Source organism: Actinomadura livida, assembly GCF_014648675.1.
Classification (GTDB): Bacteria; Actinomycetota; Actinomycetes; order Streptosporangiales; family Streptosporangiaceae; genus Spirillospora; species Spirillospora livida.
In genome coordinates this window covers 1-18,390 of sequence record NZ_BMRO01000001.1, presented here as the reverse complement: position 1 = coordinate 18,390, position 18,390 = coordinate 1, and the positions used below count along the sequence as shown (strand labels likewise).

Annotated in this window: 17 protein-coding genes; 5 read left to right on the top strand and 12 right to left on the bottom strand. The window is 74.4% G+C overall.

The features are described from left to right. Nucleotides 1-144 precede the first annotated feature (144 nt). The 3 genes from IEZ03_RS00085 to IEZ03_RS00075 form a co-directional block, all read right to left on the bottom strand. Nucleotides 145-1,233, bottom strand: a complete 1,089-nt coding sequence (locus IEZ03_RS00085) for a LacI family DNA-binding transcriptional regulator (protein ID WP_184883229.1) — start codon at nt 1,231-1,233, stop codon at nt 145-147. A gap of 25 nt (nt 1,234-1,258) precedes the next feature. Next, nucleotides 1,259-2,641 carry an FUSC family protein gene (locus IEZ03_RS00080; RefSeq protein ID WP_184883231.1) on the bottom strand — a complete coding sequence of 461 codons (1,383 nt, stop codon included), beginning with the start codon at nt 2,639-2,641 and terminating at the stop codon, nt 1,259-1,261. Nucleotides 2,642-2,709: 68 nt separating this feature from the next. Continuing rightward, nucleotides 2,710-4,137: a type I glutamate--ammonia ligase gene (locus tag IEZ03_RS00075; protein WP_221480652.1), complete on the bottom strand. Its 1,428-nt coding sequence runs from the start codon at nt 4,135-4,137 to the stop codon at nt 2,710-2,712. 99 nt (nt 4,138-4,236) lie between these two features. Between IEZ03_RS00075 and IEZ03_RS00070 the strand changes: the two genes are divergently transcribed. The 3 genes from IEZ03_RS00070 (at nt 4,237) to IEZ03_RS00060 (ending at nt 6,559) form a co-directional block, all read left to right on the top strand. Next, nucleotides 4,237-4,473: a hypothetical protein gene (locus tag IEZ03_RS00070; RefSeq protein ID WP_184883233.1), complete on the top strand. Its 237-nt coding sequence runs from the start codon at nt 4,237-4,239 to the stop codon at nt 4,471-4,473. 325 nt (nt 4,474-4,798) lie between these two features. Further along, nucleotides 4,799-5,038, top strand: coding sequence for a hypothetical protein (locus IEZ03_RS00065; protein ID WP_184883234.1), 240 nt, complete (start codon nt 4,799-4,801; stop codon nt 5,036-5,038). Between the two features lie 84 nt (nt 5,039-5,122). Then, complete coding sequence (locus IEZ03_RS00060; RefSeq protein ID WP_268248504.1) at nt 5,123-6,559, top strand: FAD-dependent oxidoreductase; 1,437 nt, start codon at nt 5,123-5,125, stop codon at nt 6,557-6,559. Nucleotides 6,560-6,586: 27 nt separating this feature from the next. On the opposite strand, the gene IEZ03_RS00055 is transcribed toward IEZ03_RS00060, so the two are convergent. The 6 genes from IEZ03_RS00055 to IEZ03_RS00030 all read right to left on the bottom strand — a co-directional run bounded on the left by IEZ03_RS00055 (nt 6,587) and on the right by IEZ03_RS00030 (nt 12,331). After that, on the bottom strand, nt 6,587-7,525 hold the full coding sequence (locus IEZ03_RS00055; protein ID WP_184883236.1) for an MBL fold metallo-hydrolase: 939 nt from the start codon (nt 7,523-7,525) through the stop codon (nt 6,587-6,589). A 38-nt stretch (nt 7,526-7,563) separates the two neighbouring features. Then, nucleotides 7,564-8,487: a DUF5954 family protein gene (locus tag IEZ03_RS00050; protein WP_184883238.1), complete on the bottom strand. Its 924-nt coding sequence runs from the start codon at nt 8,485-8,487 to the stop codon at nt 7,564-7,566. Nucleotides 8,488-8,539: 52 nt separating this feature from the next. Beyond that, nucleotides 8,540-9,616 carry a rod shape-determining protein gene (locus IEZ03_RS00045; RefSeq protein WP_165966105.1) on the bottom strand — a complete coding sequence of 359 codons (1,077 nt, stop codon included), beginning with the start codon at nt 9,614-9,616 and terminating at the stop codon, nt 8,540-8,542. A 170-nt stretch (nt 9,617-9,786) separates the two neighbouring features. Then, a complete protein-coding gene (locus IEZ03_RS00040) occupies nt 9,787-10,680 on the bottom strand; it encodes a metal ABC transporter permease (protein WP_184883240.1) in 894 nt (297 codons plus the stop codon). Further along, on the bottom strand, nt 10,677-11,396 hold the full coding sequence (locus tag IEZ03_RS00035) for a metal ABC transporter ATP-binding protein (RefSeq protein ID WP_184883242.1): 720 nt from the start codon (nt 11,394-11,396) through the stop codon (nt 10,677-10,679). The genes IEZ03_RS00040 and IEZ03_RS00035 overlap by 4 nt, the downstream gene beginning before the upstream one ends. Continuing rightward, nucleotides 11,393-12,331 (bottom strand): metal ABC transporter solute-binding protein, Zn/Mn family, encoded by a 939-nt coding sequence (locus tag IEZ03_RS00030; RefSeq protein ID WP_184883244.1) that lies wholly within the window; start codon nt 12,329-12,331, stop codon nt 11,393-11,395. Before IEZ03_RS00030 ends, IEZ03_RS00035 begins: the two co-directional genes overlap by 4 nt. Before the next feature lie 161 nt (nt 12,332-12,492). Between IEZ03_RS00030 and IEZ03_RS00025 the strand changes: the two genes are divergently transcribed. Both IEZ03_RS00025 and IEZ03_RS00020 read left to right on the top strand, forming a co-directional pair. After that, nucleotides 12,493-13,335, top strand: a complete 843-nt coding sequence (locus IEZ03_RS00025) for a PP2C family protein-serine/threonine phosphatase (protein ID WP_184883246.1) — start codon at nt 12,493-12,495, stop codon at nt 13,333-13,335. A gap of 66 nt (nt 13,336-13,401) precedes the next feature. Further along, on the top strand, nt 13,402-15,213 hold the full coding sequence (locus tag IEZ03_RS00020) for an N-6 DNA methylase (protein WP_184883248.1): 1,812 nt from the start codon (nt 13,402-13,404) through the stop codon (nt 15,211-15,213). Nucleotides 15,214-15,388: 175 nt separating this feature from the next. Here the strand turns inward: IEZ03_RS00020 and IEZ03_RS00015 are convergent, their stop codons facing one another. From IEZ03_RS00015 to IEZ03_RS00005, 3 genes are all read right to left on the bottom strand, one after another. Then, complete coding sequence (locus IEZ03_RS00015; protein WP_229807865.1) at nt 15,389-16,195, bottom strand: C40 family peptidase; 807 nt, start codon at nt 16,193-16,195, stop codon at nt 15,389-15,391. Between the two features lie 358 nt (nt 16,196-16,553). After that, on the bottom strand, nt 16,554-17,996 hold the full coding sequence (locus tag IEZ03_RS00010; RefSeq protein ID WP_184883252.1) for a maltokinase N-terminal cap-like domain-containing protein: 1,443 nt from the start codon (nt 17,994-17,996) through the stop codon (nt 16,554-16,556). Nucleotides 17,997-17,998: 2 nt separating this feature from the next. Next, nucleotides 17,999-18,390, bottom strand: a 392-nt coding sequence (locus IEZ03_RS00005; protein ID WP_189241131.1) for an alpha-glucosidase C-terminal domain-containing protein, incomplete at its 5' end; no start/stop codon positions are given.

The window sequence follows — 18,390 nt, the reverse complement described above, 5'->3', positions numbered from 1 at the left end:
GGCGACCCCCTGGAACCCCCGTTGCGCACGACGCACCGTTTCCCGATCCGCTGGCGCGTCTCGTGAAACGGCGCCCCGTGCGGCGGGTCGTGCGACCTGCGCTCGCTGCACTCGCTCCGGCCGCACGACCCGTGAAGTGATCATTTAGGTGGGTGGCTCCATGGAGAAGCCGCTCTGCCCGGTGGGATTCGAAAGTTTCGGGGCCGGGGTGTCGGACGTTAGCCGGGGTTCTGCCGTGCTTTTTCGGATTACGAGGCTTGTGGACAGTTCTAGGCGGGTGGCGACGGCCTCGCCGGCGCGGATGCCGAGGAGGATCTGGGTGGCCGACTCCGCCATCTGGCGGAGCGGCTGGTGGACGGTGGTCAGCGCCGGGCTGGCCCATGGGGCGACCGCGACGTCGTCGTAGCCCACCACCGACAGGTCGTCCGGGACGCGGAGGCCGTGCACGCGGGCGGCCTCCAGGGCGCCGAGCGCCTGCAGGTCGCTCCCGGCGAAGATCGCGGTGGGGCGGTCGGGCCTTCCGAGCAGTTCCATCGCCCGCTCGAAGCCGCCCTGCACGTGGAAGTCGCCGTAGGCGACGAGGGACGGGTCGACGTCGAGCCCGGCCATGCCCATCGCGGAGCGGAAGCCGTCCAGGCGCGCGACGGAGCACAGCATGTCCGCGGGGCCGGTGATGATGGCGATGCGCCGGTGGCCGAGGTCGATGAGGTGCCGGGTCGCGGCCAGCCCGCCCGACCAGTTGGCGGAGCCGACCGACGGGACGTCCGGCTCGGGGTCCCCGGCCGGGTCGATGATGACGAACGGGATCGAGCGGGCCCGCAGCCGCTTCTTGTACTCCGGCGCGAGGCTGGAGAACAGCAGCACGACGCCGAGGGGGCGGCGGCGGAGCACCCCGCCGATCCACTCCGGGCCGGGGGAGTGCCGGGTGCCGCTCTCGGTCAGCACCACGCTCGCGTCGTTGGCCTTGGCGACGCTCTCCACGCCGCGGATCAGCTCCATGGTCCACAGGCTCTCGATCTCGTGCAGGACGATCTCGATGAGCGCGGCGTCGGGGGCGGACCGGACGCCGCGCTGGTAGCCGTGGTGCTCCAGCAGGCGCTCCACCCGCAGGCGGGTCTTGTGCGCCACGTCCTCGCGCCCGTTCAGGACTTTCGAAACGGTCGAAACGGAGACACCGGCCTGATCGGCCACCGTGGCCAGGGTGACCCGGCCTGTTTCCTCGTCCTGTTGCATGCCCGAAGCATATGGATCTCGGAGGTCACTCCGAAAGTTGACCTCCGCCGTCCCGGCGGCGGCGCGGGCGCCGGTGCTGCGGGACGCCGGTCTCCCCGGCGTGCCGCTCGGCCGCCGCGGCGGCGGACTCGGCGGCCGACTCGGCGGCCTTGCGGAGCTGGTGCCCGGCCTGCTGGACGACGCGGACGGGCCGCGCGGGCAGGTGGCGGGACGCGCCGCGGTGCCGCCGCCAGTGCTCCCGGGCGCGGGCCCGGTGCTCGACCCGCAGGTTCTCGATGAGCCGGTCGATGTCCATGGACACCTCGCCGTACAGCGGCCACAGGTCCCCGGCCGCGGCCCGCTCGTGCAGCCTGCGGGTGAGCCGGGCGCGGCGCTCGCGGGCGATGTCGACCCGCGTCTCCAGGTCGTGCTCGGCGAGGAACGGCCGCGCGTCGCGGGCCAGGTCGGAGCGGGCCAGCCGGCCGTAGGCGGCGATGCTCGCGGCGACCCCGGACAGGGCGTCGCCGAGTTCGCGGCGCAGGTCGGGGTCGGTCATGAGGCGGCCCCGCTCGCCGAACCGCTCGTCGTCGGCCAGCGACCGGGTGAGGCCGCGCAGCGACAGCGTGAAGTGCTCGATGGTCTCCAGGGCGTTGCGCAGCGCGACCCCGGCGTCGATGAGCCGCCGCGCCCGGGTCCGCGGGTTGAGCCGGACGCTCTCCTCGGCCGCGTTGAGCTCCCGGTCGATGCGGCCGATCTCGCGGGCGAGCCGCTCGGCGTCGTCCTGCCAGCGGGCCGCCTGGCCGTCGGCGGGCTCGCCGCGCAGCCCGTCGGCGATCTCCTCGATCAGCGCCCGGAGCCGCTCGGTGATGTCCTCGACGGCCTCCTCGGCGGGCCGCACGCGCACCGACGGCACCAGCAGCGTCGCCGCCAGGCCGGTGGCCGCGCCGATCAGCGTCTCCAGCACGCGGGTGGTCGCCCCGGTCTCGCTGGCGGCGCCCAGCGCGAAGATAAGCATGGCGCTGATCGGTGCCTCCAGCACGTGCTCGCGCAGCCGCAGGACGTGCCCGATGACGAGCGCGGCGAGGATGGTGAGCCCCAGCGTCCACCAGGAGAACCCGATGGTGCTCGCGGCCATGACCGCGACGAGCACCCCCGAGGTGACCGCGCCGACCCGCAGGATGCTCGCCCTGATCGTCTGGTAGACGGAGAACTGGACGACCAGCAGCGCGGTCAGCGGCGACAGCAGCGGTTTCGGCCCGCCCGGCGGGAGGATCGCCAGCGCCAGCACGAAGGACAGCGTGGCGGTGATCGTCAGCCGGGCGATGCGGAAGACCGCGGACTGCACCTCGGTGGCCACCTGCAGCGGCGAGCGGCCGGCGCGGCCGGTGCCGTCCCGGTCGCCCCGGCCGCGGAAGAACGCGCGTGCCATGCCGGGTTCCTTCCCGGGCGGCGGCAATATCGCGGCAAAGCCGCGATGTTCCGGTGCGGACCCGCCCGCTAGTGCCGCCAGCGGGTGGCCGCCGTGATCTCCTCGGGCGTGGCGCCGTCCAGCAGTTCGATCTCGCCCCGCCGGACGGTCGACACCGTGTCGGCCACGGCGTCGCCGAGCGCGGCCCGCAGGACGTCGTCGGCCTCGAACGCGGCGACCGCCTCGCCCAGCGACGCCGGCAGCCGGACGGCCCCGCGCGCGACGCGCTCCTCCTCCGGCAGGGTGGCCGGGTCCACGTGCACGGGGTCCGGGAGCCTGCGGCCGCCGCCGAGCCCCTCGTGCCCCGCCGCGAGCAGCGCCGCGAGGACCAGGTACGGGTTGGCGGCGGCGTCCAGGCACTTGACCTCCAGGTTCGCCGCCGTCGGCCGCTCGCCCTCCGCGCCGGTCACCACCCGCAGCGCCGCCTCCCGGTTCTCCGGCCCCCAGCAGGCGAACGCGCCCGCCCAGTGGGACGGGACCAGCCGCAGGTAGCTGGCCACCGACGGCGCGCCGATCGCGAGCAGCGCCGGGAGCCGGTGCAGGATCCCGGCGGCGAACGCCTCCCCGGGGGACGACATCTCGCACGGCCCGTCGCCGCCCGCCATCGCGTTCACCGGCGCGTCGCCGCTCGACCGCCAGAGGCTGAGGTGGACGTGCGCGCCGTTCCCGACCGAGTCCGGTTCGACCTTCGGGGAGAACGTGGCGGCCAGGCCGTGCGCCATCGACACCGCCCGGATCGTCTCCCTGACCAGGACGGCGGTGTCGGCCGCGCCGAGCGGGTCCTCGGCGGCCACCGACACCTCGTACTGCCCGGCCGCGTACTCCGGGTGCAGTTGCATGACCGTGACGCCGGTCTCCTTCAGCGCGGTGAGGACGTTCCGCAGGTACCCGGCCAGCTCGGTGATCCGCGTCATCCCGTACGCGGGGCCGCGGACGGCGGGGGAGAACTCCTCCCCGCCGCCCCGCGACACGGCCCACTCGATCTCGAACGCCGCCTTCACCGTCCAGCCGTCGTCGGCGAGCCGGTCCGTCAGGCGCCGCAGCAGGGCCCGCGTGTCGAGCGGGTGGGCGGCGCCCTCCTGGTCGTACCGGAACGCGGGCGCGTGCGCCCAGCCCGGCAGCGCGGCCATCGGGACGAGGCGGTCCAGGTCCGGGTGGAGGCGCAGGTCGCCGACCGGCCCGCCGACGTGGGGCCCGGGCACGATCGAGTCGTCGAGCAGGTACGCGTCGAACACCGGCGACATCCCGACGCCCCACGCCGCGGCGTGCTCCAGCCGCTCCACCGGGACGGTCTTGGTCCGCGTGATCCCGCTGATGTCCACCCACGTCAGCGCGACGGCCACGATGTCCAGACCGGCCAGGCGGCGCGCCTCCGAGGAGCCGCGGGCGCCGAACCGCGCGCGTGCGCGGGCGTCGAGCGCCTGCCCTGGGACGAGAGGTTCGGGGAACTGTTCCACGTTTGCTGGCTCCCGGTCGGAGTGGGCGGACCGCGGGTACGGCCCTGTAGGGGCATCGTAGGAAGACCGGGCTGCGGTTGCTGGGAGGAGGCGGGCGAGGTGCTGGAGTTCTTGGAGTCGTCGCCGCTGGTGGACCACCACTGCCACGGCGTCCTGGACCGCGATCCAGGCCGGGAGGCGTTCGAGGCGTCGCTCACCGAGGCGGAGACACCGGGGCCGCCGGGCGTGAGCATGTTCGACACCCAGGTCGGGTTCGCGCTGCGCCGCTGGTGTCCGCCCGTCCTGGACCTGGACGCCCACGCGGAGCCGGACGCGCTGGACCCGCACTTCTCGTGACCGACTGACGACTGTGGGTGGAGGCGCTAATGTGTTCGATGTGCGGGGCGAAGGGTTATTCCGGAAGCTCCGATACGTCACGACAGACACAGCGTGGCAGTCGCCGCCGGACGGTCGGAGACATGAAACGACTGCGGAGGGGATGTAAGACCACGGCTCGCCGTGGCGAACCCCAGCGAAACAGGAAGCCGCGGAAGTGTCGCCCCAGACGGTGCGGCACAGGCCGAATTCCCGGCCTTCAGGCTGGGAGGCGCGTCAACTTGCGCAGGTGCTCCCGAAACCCGAAGGTGTACGTCACCGCAGGGCTCGCGACGCATAACCTCGGGTGCCGCGCGTCCGTGCGGTACCCGAGGTGCTGGAGCTCGCGCCGTTCGGGAAGGTGCTGTACTCGTCGGACGCTTTCGCGCTCGCCGAGCTGTACCACCTTGGCGCGCTGCTGTTCCGGCACGGCCTCGCGGGCCTCCTCGCGCGGGGGGTGGAGGACGGCGCGTGGACGGCGGGGGACGCCGAACGCGTGGCCGGGATGATCGCGTCCGGCAACGCCCGCCGCGTCTACGGAATTTGAGCGCCTCCACGGAGGCTGATCACCACGGGGACATCCGGCCGCCACGGCGGATTCCGACCATCACGAGCATTGGAGGCGACCGCCTTGCGGAAGACGACGGACCGGGACACGGCCGGGGGGACGGGCGGGCCCGCCCGCGAGCGGCTGCTCGTGATCGGCGGGGACGCCGCCGGGATGAGCGCCGCGTCCCAGGCCCGCAGGCGGCGCGGCGCCGGCGAGCTGGAGATCCTCGTGGTCGAGCGCGGGCACCACGTGTCGTACTCGGCCTGCGGCATCCCGTACTACGTGGGCGGCGTCGTCGACGAGCTCGACAAGCTCATCGCCCGCACGCCCGCCGAGTTCCGGGAGCGCGACATCGACGTGATGATGCGCACCGAGGCCGTCGAGATCGACCTGGACCGGGGGCGCGTCCGCGTCCGCGACCTGGACGGCGGCGGCGAGCGCTGGGAGCCCTACGACCACCTCATGATCGCGACCGGTGCCGTCCCGACGCGGCCGCGGCTGCCCGGCGCGGACGCGAAGGGCGTGCACGGCGTCCAGATCCTCGACGACGGGGTCGCCATCCGCCGCGCCGTCGTCGACGACGGGGCGCGCCGCGCGGTCGTCGTGGGCGGCGGCTACATCGGCCTGGAGATGGCCGAGGCGATGGTGATGCGGGGCCTCGAGGTGTCCCTCGTGGACCTCGCGGACCAGCCGATGCAGACCCTCGACCCGGACATGGGCGCCCTCGTCGCCGACGCGATCCGCGACGTCGGCGTGCAGCTCCACCTCGGGGAGCCGGTCGAGGGCTTCGACACCTCCCCGGACGGGCGCGTCACGGCCGTCCGGACCGGGAGCCGCACCCTGCCCGCCGACATCGTCGTCCTCGGCCTCGGCGTGAAACCGGCGTCCGGCCTCGCCCGCGACGCCGGCATCGAGGTCGGCCCGACCGGCGGCATCGTCACCGACCGGCGGATGCGCACCCGCACCGAGCGGGTGTGGGCCGCCGGGGACTGCGTCGAGTCCCGCCACCTCGTCTCCGGCGGGCCGGTCGCCATCCCGCTCGGCACGCACGCCAACAAGCAGGGCCGCGTCGCGGGCATCAACCTCGGCGGCGGGTACGCCACGTTCCCCGGCGTCGCCGGCACCGCCGTCTCCAAGATCTGCCGCGTGGAGGTGGCCCGCACCGGGCTGTCCGAGCGGGAGGCGGCCGCCGCCGGGTTCGAGACGCTGAGCGCGGTGGTGAAGTCCACCACCCGCGCCGGGTACCACCCGGGCGCCACGGAGATGCGGACCAAGCTGATCGTGGAGCGCCGCACGGGCCGGCTGCTCGGCGCCCAGATCGTCGGCGAGGAGAACGCCGCCAAGCGCGTCGACGGCCTCGCCATCGCGCTGTGGAACGGGATGACGGTGGAGGAGATGACGGGCCTGGACCTCGGCTACGCGCCGCCGTTCGCGCCCACCTGGGACCCGGTCCTGATCGCGGCGCGCAAGGCCGCCGAGGCGGTCGAGCGGGACATGAGGGAGCGGCCGGGGGAGTGACCCCCGGTTCGCTCGGCCACGGCCCGGTCAGGCGCGGCAGGTCAGGGGCCGCCCGCCGTTGAAGGTGATCATGTCGCCGATGGCGGCGACGACGTCGATCTGCCCGCCCGGTTCGAGCCCGTCCAGCTCGGCGTACCCGCGGTGCAGGTTGCCGACGAGCCGCTCGGCGTCGGTCAGCTCCGCGAACGGCCCGAGGTCGGCCTCGCGCGCCGCCTCCAGCGGCGTCAGGCCCGCATCCTTCCCGGCGGCGGCCGTCGTCTGCACGAACCGGGCGTAGGCGACCACGCGGTCGATCATCTCGGGGCCCCCGACTGGGCCGTGGCCCGGCACGATCACCTCCGCGTCCAGCGGCGCGATGACCTCCTCCAGCACCTTGATCGCGCCGGATACCGAGCCCTGCAGCAGGAACGGGGTGCCGCCGTTGAACAGCAGGTCGCCGCAGAACAGCACCCGCCGCTCCGGGATCCACACGATCGAGTCGTTGGTGGTGTGCGCGGGCATCCCCACGTGCCGGATCTCGCAGCGCAGCTCGTCCACCCACAGGGTCACGCCGTCGGCGTAGGTGAGGAACGGCGGCTCGATCTCGACGTCGCCCCAGTCGACCTTCGTCCAGAACGGCTCGTCGAACGGCCTGCCCCAGGCGAGCGCGTTCGCGCGGGTCTGCTCGTGGCCGACGACGGTCGCGCCGGGGAACAGGTAGTTGCCGAACGTGTGGTCGCCGTGGTGGTGCGTGTTGACCAGCGTCCGGACGGGACGGTCGGTGACCGACCGGATCGCGTCCGCGTAGGCGCGGGTCCTGCGCTCGGTGGAGCAGGAGTCCACGCTGGTGACGCCGCGCTCCCCGACGAGGAAGCCGGTGTTGTTGATCCACCAGGTGCCGTCGGGCTGGACGTAGGCGAATACCCCGTCCGAGACCTCCTGCAGGCGCGGTGTGCCGGGACCTTCGCGATCGGGTGCGTCGCTCATGGCGGAATCCTATTGCGGGCCCCGCCGCGTGGGCCGGGTCACGCGCGCTCGTCGGAGGGGCGGGCCGGTTCGGGGCCGTCCGGGCCGACGCGGAGCGCCCGGATGACGCGCACGATCCGGAACAGCCGCCCGCACGCCGCGAACTCGACGCCGCCGTCCGCGTCGATGCGGTCGGCGGCCCGCGCGTACTCGGCCAGCTCGCCCGGGCTCGGCGGCGCGCCGCCCTCCGGCGCCTCCCGCGGCATGAGCACGCGGAAGTGGTGCGCGAGCGCGTCGCGGGCGCCCTGCGGCCCGGCCCCGCGGACGACCGGCCGCCACTGGCCGTCGCGGTCCTCCATGACGGTGAAGTACGGGGGCAGCAGCACCACGCCCGGGTACGCCCTGACCGCCGAGGCGGCCTCGCGGCGCAGCGCCTCCGGAACGGCCCCGCCGACCGGCGGGAGGCCGAGCAGCTCCAGCCGCAGCGCCGCGTCGGCCGGGCCGACCGGCGCCGCGGGGTCGATGCGGTGTTCCGGCCGCCCGTCCTCGGCGTCGGTGAAGCGGGCGGGTTCGGGCCCGTCCGCCCCGAACCGGGCGAACCCCGGCACGCGGACCACCCGGAACCGGAGCGGCCCGGCCGCGCACTCGTTGCGCTCCGGCCCGCCCGCCTCCCGGGCGGCGTCGAGCGCGTCCGCGAGGAGCAGCATCTCCTTGCCCACGGCCGGGTCGCGGCCGGCGGCGATGCCGCGCAGGTGCGCCGCCAAGCCCGCGCGGGCGCCGGACGGCGCAGCCGCGCCGAGCGACAGGGTCCGCCAGGCGCCGCCCGCCTGCTCGGCGCAGCCGAACTCCGGCGGCCCCGCGGGCACGAGCCCCGGGTAGGCCCGGCGCCGCTCGGCGGCCTCCTGGTCGCGGACGGCGGCCACGGGCTCCAGGTCCCTGACGACGTTGATCAGGTCGTGTCCCGGCATCCCTTCGAAGGACATGCGTCCATCGTGGCGCGCCGCCGCGCCCCGCGCCGTGGAAACGGAGCACGCCTCAGTATTCGAGGTCGGGCAGCGTCGTCATCAGCTGCGGGTTCTGGGAGGTGTCCCGGGCGGGCGGCTCCTGCGAGCGGGTCGAGCGCAGCACCTCGGCGGCGCCGAGGACGGCCGCGTCGCCGGTGTCGTCCCCGAGCCGCGCGGGCAGGCCCGTCCGGTCGTGGATGAGCCGCTCCAGGCCGGGCAGCCGGGCGCAGCCGCCGGTGAGGGTGACGCCGACGCTGAGCAGGTCCCCGGAGATCTCGGGGGAGCAGCCGACGACGCCGGCGCCGATCGCGTCGACGATGTCCGCGACGGGCCCGGCGATGGCGCGGCCGACGTCGACGGTGGTGAGCACCAGCGACCGCGGCATGCCGGTCGCGATGTCGCGCCCGTTCACCTCGGTCTGCCGCACCGGCCGCCGGCCGAGCGGCGGCACCGCCCCGACCTCCAGCTTCGCCGCCTCGGCGGCGGACCGCGACAGTGCCACGCGGTACTCGCGGCGGACGAGGTCGACGATCGCGCGGTCCAGGGCCGACCCGCCGATGAGCGCGGTGTGCGAGGTGACGAGGCCGCCGAACGCGATGACGCCGACGTCGGTGACCTCGGCGCCGATGTTGGCGATGACCGTGACGTCCGACCGCAGCGCCGAGGTCATGCCCATCCCGATGGCGGCGGCGATCGGCGTCGGCAGCAGCGTGAGCCGGCGCGCGCCGGCCTGGTAGGCGGAGAACCGCAGCGCCCGGTAGTGGACGGGGGTCAGCCCGCTCGGGACCGTCACGACCAGCCGCGGGCGGGCCGTGTAGTGGCGCCTGTGGTGCCGGCGGACCAGCGCCCGCATCATGTACTCGGCCGCGTCGGTCTCGGTCGGCGCGCCCTCGCGGACGGGCCGCACGAGGGTCACGTCGGGATTGCGCCCGGCCATCTTCTGCGCCGGGACGCCCAGCGCGAGGATCCGCCCGGTCCGCCGGCAGCGCGCGAGGAGCGACGGCTCCCGGCAGACGACCCCGCGATCCTTCAGATGCATCCGGACCGTGGAGCTGCCCATGTCGATGGCGGTGTCACGGCCGGCGAAGTCCCACATTGCGTCCCCCATTCGCCCCGAACGTCGCAAGGACCCGGTTGATGCCCCCACGTCCTGGGGGCGATGCCCACGCACGGGTAAGCGAATGGCAAGGTCATGGTGGACACGGGTCCGGCATGTCCGGAACGCCGAGCGGCCCGCGGTGCCCGCCCGGCCGGGTACGCCGGGCCGGCACCAAGGGATCATGTTGGGACGGTCTGCCGCCCGGCGGCGCCCGGCCGGGCCGTCCACCCGCGCCGCGCCCGGATCGCCCCGGCCGCGCGGCACGCCCCGTAGAGCGCGAACGAGATCGTCGTGACGTACGGGCTGATCGGGATGCTGGACCCGAGCGACAGCAGGATCCCGCCCACCACCGACACGGTCGCGAAGACGGTGCTCAGCAGTGGGACGAGCACCGGCGACGCGGTGACCCGCACCGCCGCCGCGGCCGGCGTGCACAGCAGCGCGAGCACCAGCAGCGCCCCCACGATCTGCACCGACACGGCGACCGCGAGGCCGAGCACGAGCATGAAGACCGGCGACAGCGCCCGCACCGGCACGCCCCGCGCCGCCGCCGCCTCCGGATCGAGGCTCGCGAACGCCAGCGGGCGCCACATGACCGCGAGGCAGGCCAGCACGATCGCCGACGTCACCAGCAGCCAGGACAGCGCGGGCGTGTCGATCGCGACGATCTGCCCGGTGAGGAGGCCGAACTTGTTGGCCGACCGCCCCTTGTAGAGCGACAGGAACAGCACGCCGAGCCCGAGCCCGAACGGCATGAGCACGCCGATGACCGACCCGCGGTCGCGGGCCCGGGCGCCGAGCACGCCGATCAGCGCGGCGGCCAGCAGCGCGCCCGCGATCGACCCGCCCGCCACGCCGGTGCCGAGCAGCAGTGCCGCCGCGGCGCCCGCGAACGACAGCTCCGCGATCCCGTGCACGGCGAACGCGAGGTCGCGCATGACGACGAACGTCCCGGCGAGCCCGCCGACCAGCCCGAGCACCGCCCCGGCGACGAGCGAGTTGCGGACGAGCCCGAGCAGCGCCCCGTAGTCCTCGAAGTTGAAGATCTCGCCCCAGATCCCGGCCCAGCTCACGCGGCGCCCGCCTGGATCTCACCGGCCCGGACCTCGCCCGCCCGGACGCCGCCTGCCCGGACGCCGCCGAGCCGGCCGAGGTCCAGGACGCGGTCCGCCAGCGGCAGCACGGGATCGGCGTCGCGGGCGCCGGTCACGTGCGTGACGAACACGACGGCGGTGCCGTGCTCCCGGCGGCGCCGGTCGGCCAGCTCGGCGACGATCCGCTGGTGCTCGGCGTCCAGCGACAGCAGCGGCTCGTCGCACAGCAGGATGCGCGGGTCGGTCGCGAGCGCCTGCGCGACCCGCACGCGCTGCAGCTCGCCGCCCGACAGGAGCTCCAGCGGCACGTCGGCGAACTCGGCGGCGCCGACGTCCCGCAGGACGGCCGCGACGCGGCGGCGGGCCTCCGGCCGGGACCGCCGCGGCCCCCAGCGGTGCCCGTCGATCCCGAGCCGCACCAGGTCGCGGGCCCGCAGCGGGGTGTGCGGGACGACGGTCCGGTGCTGGGGGACGTAACCGATCAGGTCGCTGCCGCGGCGCGGCGGGCGGCCGTGCACGGCGACCGTTCCGGCGGTGAGGCGCTGGAGCCCGAGCAGCACCCGGATCAGGCTGGTCTTCCCCGATCCGTTCGGTCCGAGCACGACCACGAACTCGCCCGCCGCGACGTCGAGGTCGAGCCCCCGCCACAGCGTCCGGTCTCCGTAGGCCAGGGCGGCGTCGCGCAACCGGATCACGACAGCGCCTTCCGCAGGGCGGCGATGTTGGCGTCCATCCACGCGATGTAGTCCCGGCCCTCCGGCAGGGTCTCGGTGACCGGCACGACGGGCACGCCGGCGGCCTCGGCCGCCTTCCTGAGCCGCTCGGTCTCCGGCCCGCCGGTCTGCTCGTTGTAGACGAGGGCCTCGACCTTCTTGCCGGTGAGCAGCGCCAGCGTGTCCCGCAGCGCGCGGGGCGGGACGTCGCCGCCCTCCTCGATCGCCTCGCTGAACTCCTCGGGCGTCTCGTCGCGCAGCCCGGCGGCCTCCAGCAGGTGGCCGGGCAGCGGTTCGGTGATCGCGACGGCGTCGCCCCCGTGCGCCGCCTTGAGCGCCGTGACCTCGCCTTCGAGGGTCTTGAGGTCGGCCTTGAAGGCGGCGGCGTTGGCCGAGTACGTCCCCGCGCCCGCCGGGTCGGCCTCGGCGAGCGCGTCGGAGAGGCGGTCGGCCAGCCGTGCGGCGGACGGCAGGTCGTACCAGACGTGCTCGTTCGGCTCCTCGCCTTCCGGCGCGGTCATCCCGGAGATCTCGAAGGCGTTGAGCACCGCGGCCCCGGACCCGGAGTCCTTCAGCAGCGTGCCCATGAAGGGGTCGTAGCCGCCCCCGTTCTGGATCACGACCGCCGCCCTGGACACGGCGAGCCGGGCGCGCGTCCCGGCCTCGAACGAGTGCGGGTCCTGCGCGGGATCGCTGATGAACGACGTCACCTCCACCTTGCCGCCGCCGATCCGCCGCGCGATGTCGCCGTAGACGTTGGTCGAGGCGACGACGGAGACGGCGGTGTCACCGCCGGGAGCGGCCGATCCGCTGCCGGAAGAGCCGCTGCCGGACGAGCCGCAGGCGCCGGCCGCCAGCACCGAGGCGGCGAGCACGGCGCCCGTCCCGAGCAGGCGGGCGCGCTGAACAGAGGTCATCGAGGACTCCTCGAAAATGAAAACGGTTTTCAGTGCAACTTAACACGGGTCGCCCGATTCGTCCCAGGGGTGCGCCGCGGTCGGCCGGGTCGGCCGCCAAGAAAAACCAGCTGGCGGGTCAAGTGCTTGTGAATAGTGTTTTAGTATGGTTTAATGGTTGCATGACTCACCATGTACTTCGTTTCGACGCCGGGACGGATGTCGGCGAGCGGAGGAAGGTGAACGAGGACTCCGCGTACGCCGGCCCGCGGCTGCTCGCCGTCGCCGACGGCATGGGCGGGCACCCGCACGGCGACGTCGCCAGCAGGACCGCGATCACGACCCTGGCCGGAATCCCGTTCACCGCGGATCCGGCCGCCGACCTCACCTCCGGCGTGGCCGCGATCTCCGACCGCCTGGACGACCTGGGCCGCGACGACCCCGGAATGGCCCGGATGGGCACGACCCTGACCGCGATGGCCTGGGACGGCCACGGCTTCACGGTCGCCCACATCGGGGACTCCCGCGCCTATCTCCTGCGCGCGGGGGAACTGCACCGGCTCACCCGCGACCACACGATGGTCCAGTCGCTCGTGGAGGACGGGCGGCTCACCGAGGGCGAGGCCGCCGGCCACCCCCGGCGCTCCAAGCTGGTCAGGGCGCTGCAGAGCGGCGCCGACGCGGAGGCCGACCTGTTCCGGCACGACGCGCAGCCCGGCGACCGCTACCTGCTGTGCTCCGACGGCGTCTTCGGCTTCGTCGAGCCGGAGGAGATCCGCGAGACGCTGGTCCGCGCGGCGAGTCCCGCGGAGGCCGTCGCGCGCCTCATCGAACTCGCGACTCTGGCCGGCGGGCACGACAACGCCACCTGCGTCGTCGCGGACGTCGTCGCGCCCTCCAGGGAGGTGTCGCGGGAGCCGCTGATGATCGGCGCCGCCCGCGAGCCGGGGCTGCTCGCCCGCCTCACCGGACTCGGCCGCCTCACCCGCCGCCCGGCCACCGCGGCCGGCGCCGCCGCCCGGTAGAATTGACACAGTTCACAGTCATTCTCCGGGCCGATCGATGTTGCGAAGATCAAGTATGGTGACCGCATGAGCGGTGACCCCGGTGTGACCGCCGGCGACATCGCCCGGTTGGCGGGCGTGGGGCGGGCCACGGTCAGCAACTGGCGCCGCCGCCACGGCGACTTCCCGCGCCCCGTCGGCGGCACCGCGACCAGCCCGCTGTTCTCGCTCGCCGACATCGAGGACTGGCTGCACCGCAACGGCAAGCCGTTCGAGGTGTCGCCCGCCGACCGGCTCTGGCAGCGGCTGCGCGCGTCCGGCGACGACTTCCGGCTCGCCGACCTCGTCGGCTGGGCCGGGCTGCGCCTGCTCGAACTCCGCGGCGACACCGTCAAGGTGCCCGCGCGGCCGCCGGTGCCCGCCGTCGAGCCCGACGACCCGGACCTGCCCGGCCTGCTCGCCGGACTCGCCGCCGAACACGGCCACGCGGCGGCGTTCGACATGCTCTTCCAGCGCTACGTCCGGGCCCACTCGCGGCGGCTCGTCGTCACGCGCGCGGACGTCGCGCGGCTCATGACGCGGCTCGCCTGCCGGGAGGGCGACGTCGTCCTCGACCCGGCGTGCGGCCTCGGCACGCTGCTGCTGGCGGCGCCCGGCGCGCGGCTCGCGCTCGGCCAGGAGGGCGAGGACTCCGCGGCCCGGATCACCGCGGTCCGGCTGCTGCTGGCCGGGACGCCCGCCGAGGTCGTCGCCGGCGACTCGCTGCGCCGCGACGCCTTCCCCGGCGAGGTCGCCGACTCGATCGTGTGCAACCCCCCGTTCGGCGACCGCTCCTGGGGGCACGACGACCTGGCCGGCGATCCGCGCTGGGAGTACGGGCTGCCGCCGCGCGGCGAACCCGAGTTGGCCTGGGTGCAGCACTGCCTCGCGCACGTCCGGCCCGGGGGGCGCGTCGCCGTGCTGATGCCGTCGGCGGTGGCGAGCCGCCGCCCCGGCCGCCGGATCCGCGGCAACCTCCTGCGGGCGGGCGCGCTGCGGGCCGTGCTGACGCTGGGGTCCGGCGGTCCCGACCTGTGGCTGCTGCGGCGCCCGAAGCCCGGCGAGCGGCCGCCGCCCGCCGTCCTCCTGCTCGACACCGAGGGCGACTTCGCGCGGGCCGAGCGGGAATGGGCGGCGTACCCGGACGGCGAGTTCTGCGTGCCGGTCATCGACCTGCTCGACGACGAGGTCGACCTCAGCCCGTCCCGCCACCGGCCCCGGCAGAGCGGCGACGCGTTCGACCGCCGCTTCACCGAGACGCTGGACCGGCTGCGCGCCGCCGCGCCCGCCCCGCCCGGCCTGGAACTGCTGCCGGACCGGCGGCCCCTCTCGTTCACCACGCTGGCCGAGCTGGCCAAGGCCGGCGTCGTCGCGATCAGCCAGGCGCCCGCCCGGCTCCCGTCCGGCGGCGACGTCCCGGTCCTCACCGCGGACGACGTGGCCGCCGGCACCGGCCCTTCGGGGACGTCCGCCGGGCCCGGCCTGGTCATGCTCGACGCGGGCGACGTCGTCGCGACCGCCGCGGGCGCGGCGCGGGTGGTCGGCGAGCCCGGTGCGGCGCTCGGCGCCGGCCTCACCCTCTACCGCCCGGACGCGCGGCGGCTCGACGCGGGGTTCCTCGCCGGGTTCCTCGGCTTCGCCGGCGGCCGGGACGGCAACGGCGGAGGATCGAGCCGGATGGACCCGCGCCGGACCCGCGTCCCGCGGCTCTCCCTCGAGAGCCAGCGCGCCTACGGCCGCGTCTTCCAGGAACTGGCCCGCATGACGGAGACGCTGCGCGAGATGTCGGCCCTGGGGGAGTCCCTGGTCCGGCTGAGCTTCGACGGGCTCCTGGACGGCCATCTGCGCCCGTCCCAGTGACGAATACTCCGGGAACGGCCGCGCCGTTCCCGGAGTGTCCCGGCTCGCCGCGGCCCATGCGTGGACCCCGGCGGCTCCGGCGGCCTCGCAGGCCGCTCGGTATGTGGTCGGTTGCTCAGTGGTCGGTTGCGCTCTGATTGGTTGCGCTGTGGTCGGTCGTCGCCCGGTCGCTCTGTCAGACCGCTTCGGGGCCCGGTGCCGAGAGGAATTCGAAGGTGGAGCCCGTGTACATGGCCCAGGGGCGGAAGTCCGCGCCGCCGGGCGTCTCGACCCTCGGCGGCGGCTCCGGCCGCGTCTGCTTCGGGGACCGGGCGGGCTTCGATGAGGCGGGGCCGCCTGGCGGCGCGGCCTTCTTCGCCGGGGTGCGCTCGGGGGATTTCTCGGGGGAGTCGTCGTTCTTCGGTGCGGTGTCGGTGGCAGGCGGATTCTGGGGGGTCCGCTCCTTATCTGGCGGCTTCTCCTCGGTGCGCTGGTCCGCGCTCATCCGGTCGATCTTCTCGACGAGTTCCATCACCGACGGCGACCACGTCTTGTGCTCGGGCGCGCCGGGCCGGACCGCGCCGGCGAACTGCCTCTTGCGCCTCTTGGTGAGTTTGTCGATCCGCACGGTCTCACCGGTGCGGGGAGCGTGGAGGTACCTTCCGCCTTCCACATAGAGCCCCACATGGTTGCGGCCGCGGAAGAAGACGAGGTCGCCCGGCTTGAGCTCCTTCAGCTTGACCTTGCGCTTCACCTGGCGGTACTGCGCGTGGGTGACGCGGGGAATGTCGACGCCCGCCTCGCGCCACGCGGCCATCGCGAGCCCGGAGCAGTCGTAGCCGCCCGGTCCCTCGGCGCCCCACCGGTAGGGCTTGCCGATCTGCTTGCGGGCGAACCTGATCGCCTTCTTGGCGCTCTTGCGCTGCTCCGCCACACGGGTCCGGTACCTGTCGTACGCCTTGACCTGCTTCAGTGTGGCCCTGTCGAGGTGCAGGCTCTTCACCGCGGTGGTGTTGAGGTCCGCCCAGGCCTGGGAACTCAGCGGGACCGCCAGGGCGAGCCCGGTCGCCGTCAGGGTGACGGCGGTACGGAGCAGTCCCTGTTTTCGGGCACCCGTCCGATTTCGGCGGGTATTGTCAGCAGATATGCCGTTTCCGGTGGTGTCCCCGAGTGAGTGACGTGCGCTGGCCATTCTGTTCTCTCCGTTCCGCAATGTCGGATGTGCCGCGAATTTCCGCGGGGCGAGTGATCATCACCTCGCCGAGAGTCCGGGTACCCGGCAGATCGCTACGGAATTGGGGGAACGGCGCGATTTTGCATGATCATGGCGCGGAATTAATGGCGCCGTTCGGTGTCTTTGATCAAGTGGCCAGATGGGCCAGCGAGGTGAGCGGAACGGGCAGCCAGGCCGGCCGGTTCTGCGCCTCGTAGCGCACCTCGTAGACCGCCTTCTCGAATTCGAAGGCGCGGATGAGCGCCGAATGCGCCGCCGGGTCGGCGCCGCCCGCGGCGGCGTAGCCGCGGCAGAACGCGGCCCGGTTGCGCGCCGCCCACACGTGCGCCCGCGTCTCCAGCCGGCCGCCCGGCTCGGGCGGGACCGTCCCGGACTTGGCGATGAGGAACCGGGCCGCGTACTCGAACGAGCGCAGCATCCCGGCGACGTCCCGCAGCGGGTGCGCGAGGGCGCGGCGCTCGTGCTGCGTCCGCGCGGGCTCGCCCTCGAAGTCCAGCAGCGTCCAGCCGCTCTCGGTGCGCAGGACCTGGCCGAGGTGGTAGTCGCCGTGCACGCGCTGGACGGGCAGCGGCTCCGGCCGCGCGGCCAGGTCGAGGTAGGCGGCCGTGAGCGCCTTCGCGTGCGGGGCCAGCCGGGGCACGGAGCGGCAGGTGGCGGTCAGCTCGTCGTTCATCCGCGCCGCCATCGCCCGCACCTCCGCCGGAGGGAGCGTCCGCACCCCGAACGCGGCGGCGAGCGACCGGTGCACCGCCGCGGTCGCGGCCCCCAGGCGTTCGGCCTCGGCGGCGAAGTCGCCGCCGGCCGCGCTCGCGTCCAGCTCGGCCCACTCGTCGCCGCCCGCGGGCGGCGTGTGCGCGAACCAGTCCCGGACGCTCGCGATCGCCAGGCTCCACCCGTCCGCGCCGGTGTACAGGTAGTCCGACAGCAGGCCGAGCGTGACCGGCTCGCCGTTCCCGGACGTGCCCGCCTCCGGCTCCAGCTCGATCCACCCGTGGACGGCGGGCACGTGCGTGCACCCGCCCTGGGTCAGTGCGAGGTTGACCTCGAGGTCGAGGTTGACGCCGTGGCTGAGCCGCCGGAACAGCTTGCAGATATAGGTGTCCCCGAACAGCAGCGAGGTGTTGCTCTGCTCGGCGGTGATGGGCAGGCTCGTCAGGTCCGTCCGGATGCGGGCGCCGTCGACGCGGCGGAAGCGCAGCGGGCCGACGGACGCCTCCGCGGCGAGGTCGTCGAGCAGGATCCGGGTCAGCTCCGGGTCGTGGGCGGCGTCGTAGAGGTGCACGTCGTACGGGCGGCCGCCCGGCCCGTCCGGGTGCGCTCCGCCGATCTCGACGTGCCGGAGCCGGTCCGGCAGGTACCGGCGAACGCCGAGGAGCAGCTGGTAGTGGTCGGTGGCGCCGTCCTGCCGGACGTCGAGGACCAGGTGGTGCAGAGCGGGATCGCCGGAGCGCAGTTCGGTGGCGGTGCCGATGGTCAGTTCGTCGATGGGGCCGTCCTTGCCGCCGAACCAGCGCTGCCTGGGCAGCCATTCCGCGAGGTCGCGCACGAGGGCCGTCTCGGTCGGCAGCACGCTCAGCCGGCCTTTCCGGCGCCCGTGCCGGCGGCGTCCGGACCGGGGACGGTCCCGGCGGCCCCGCCCGGGACCGTCTCCGGGACGCCGTCGCCCTCGTCCGGCGGGATCAGCTGGAACCAGAAGAAGCCGTGCGCGGGGAGCGTCATCAGGTAGGGCAGCTCGCCGATGGCGGGGAACTGGACGCCGCCCATGCACTCGACGGGGGAGTACCCCTCGAAGCGCCGCAGGTCCAGCTCGACCGGCTGCGGGAAGCGCGACAGGTTGCTGACGCAGAGGATCGTGTCCATCTCGCCCCACGGGCTCTCCTCCTCGGTGATCTCGCGGGTGAAGGCGAGGACGGAGGGGTTGGAGGCGGAGAGTTCGACGTAGGAGCCGACGCCGAAGACGGGGT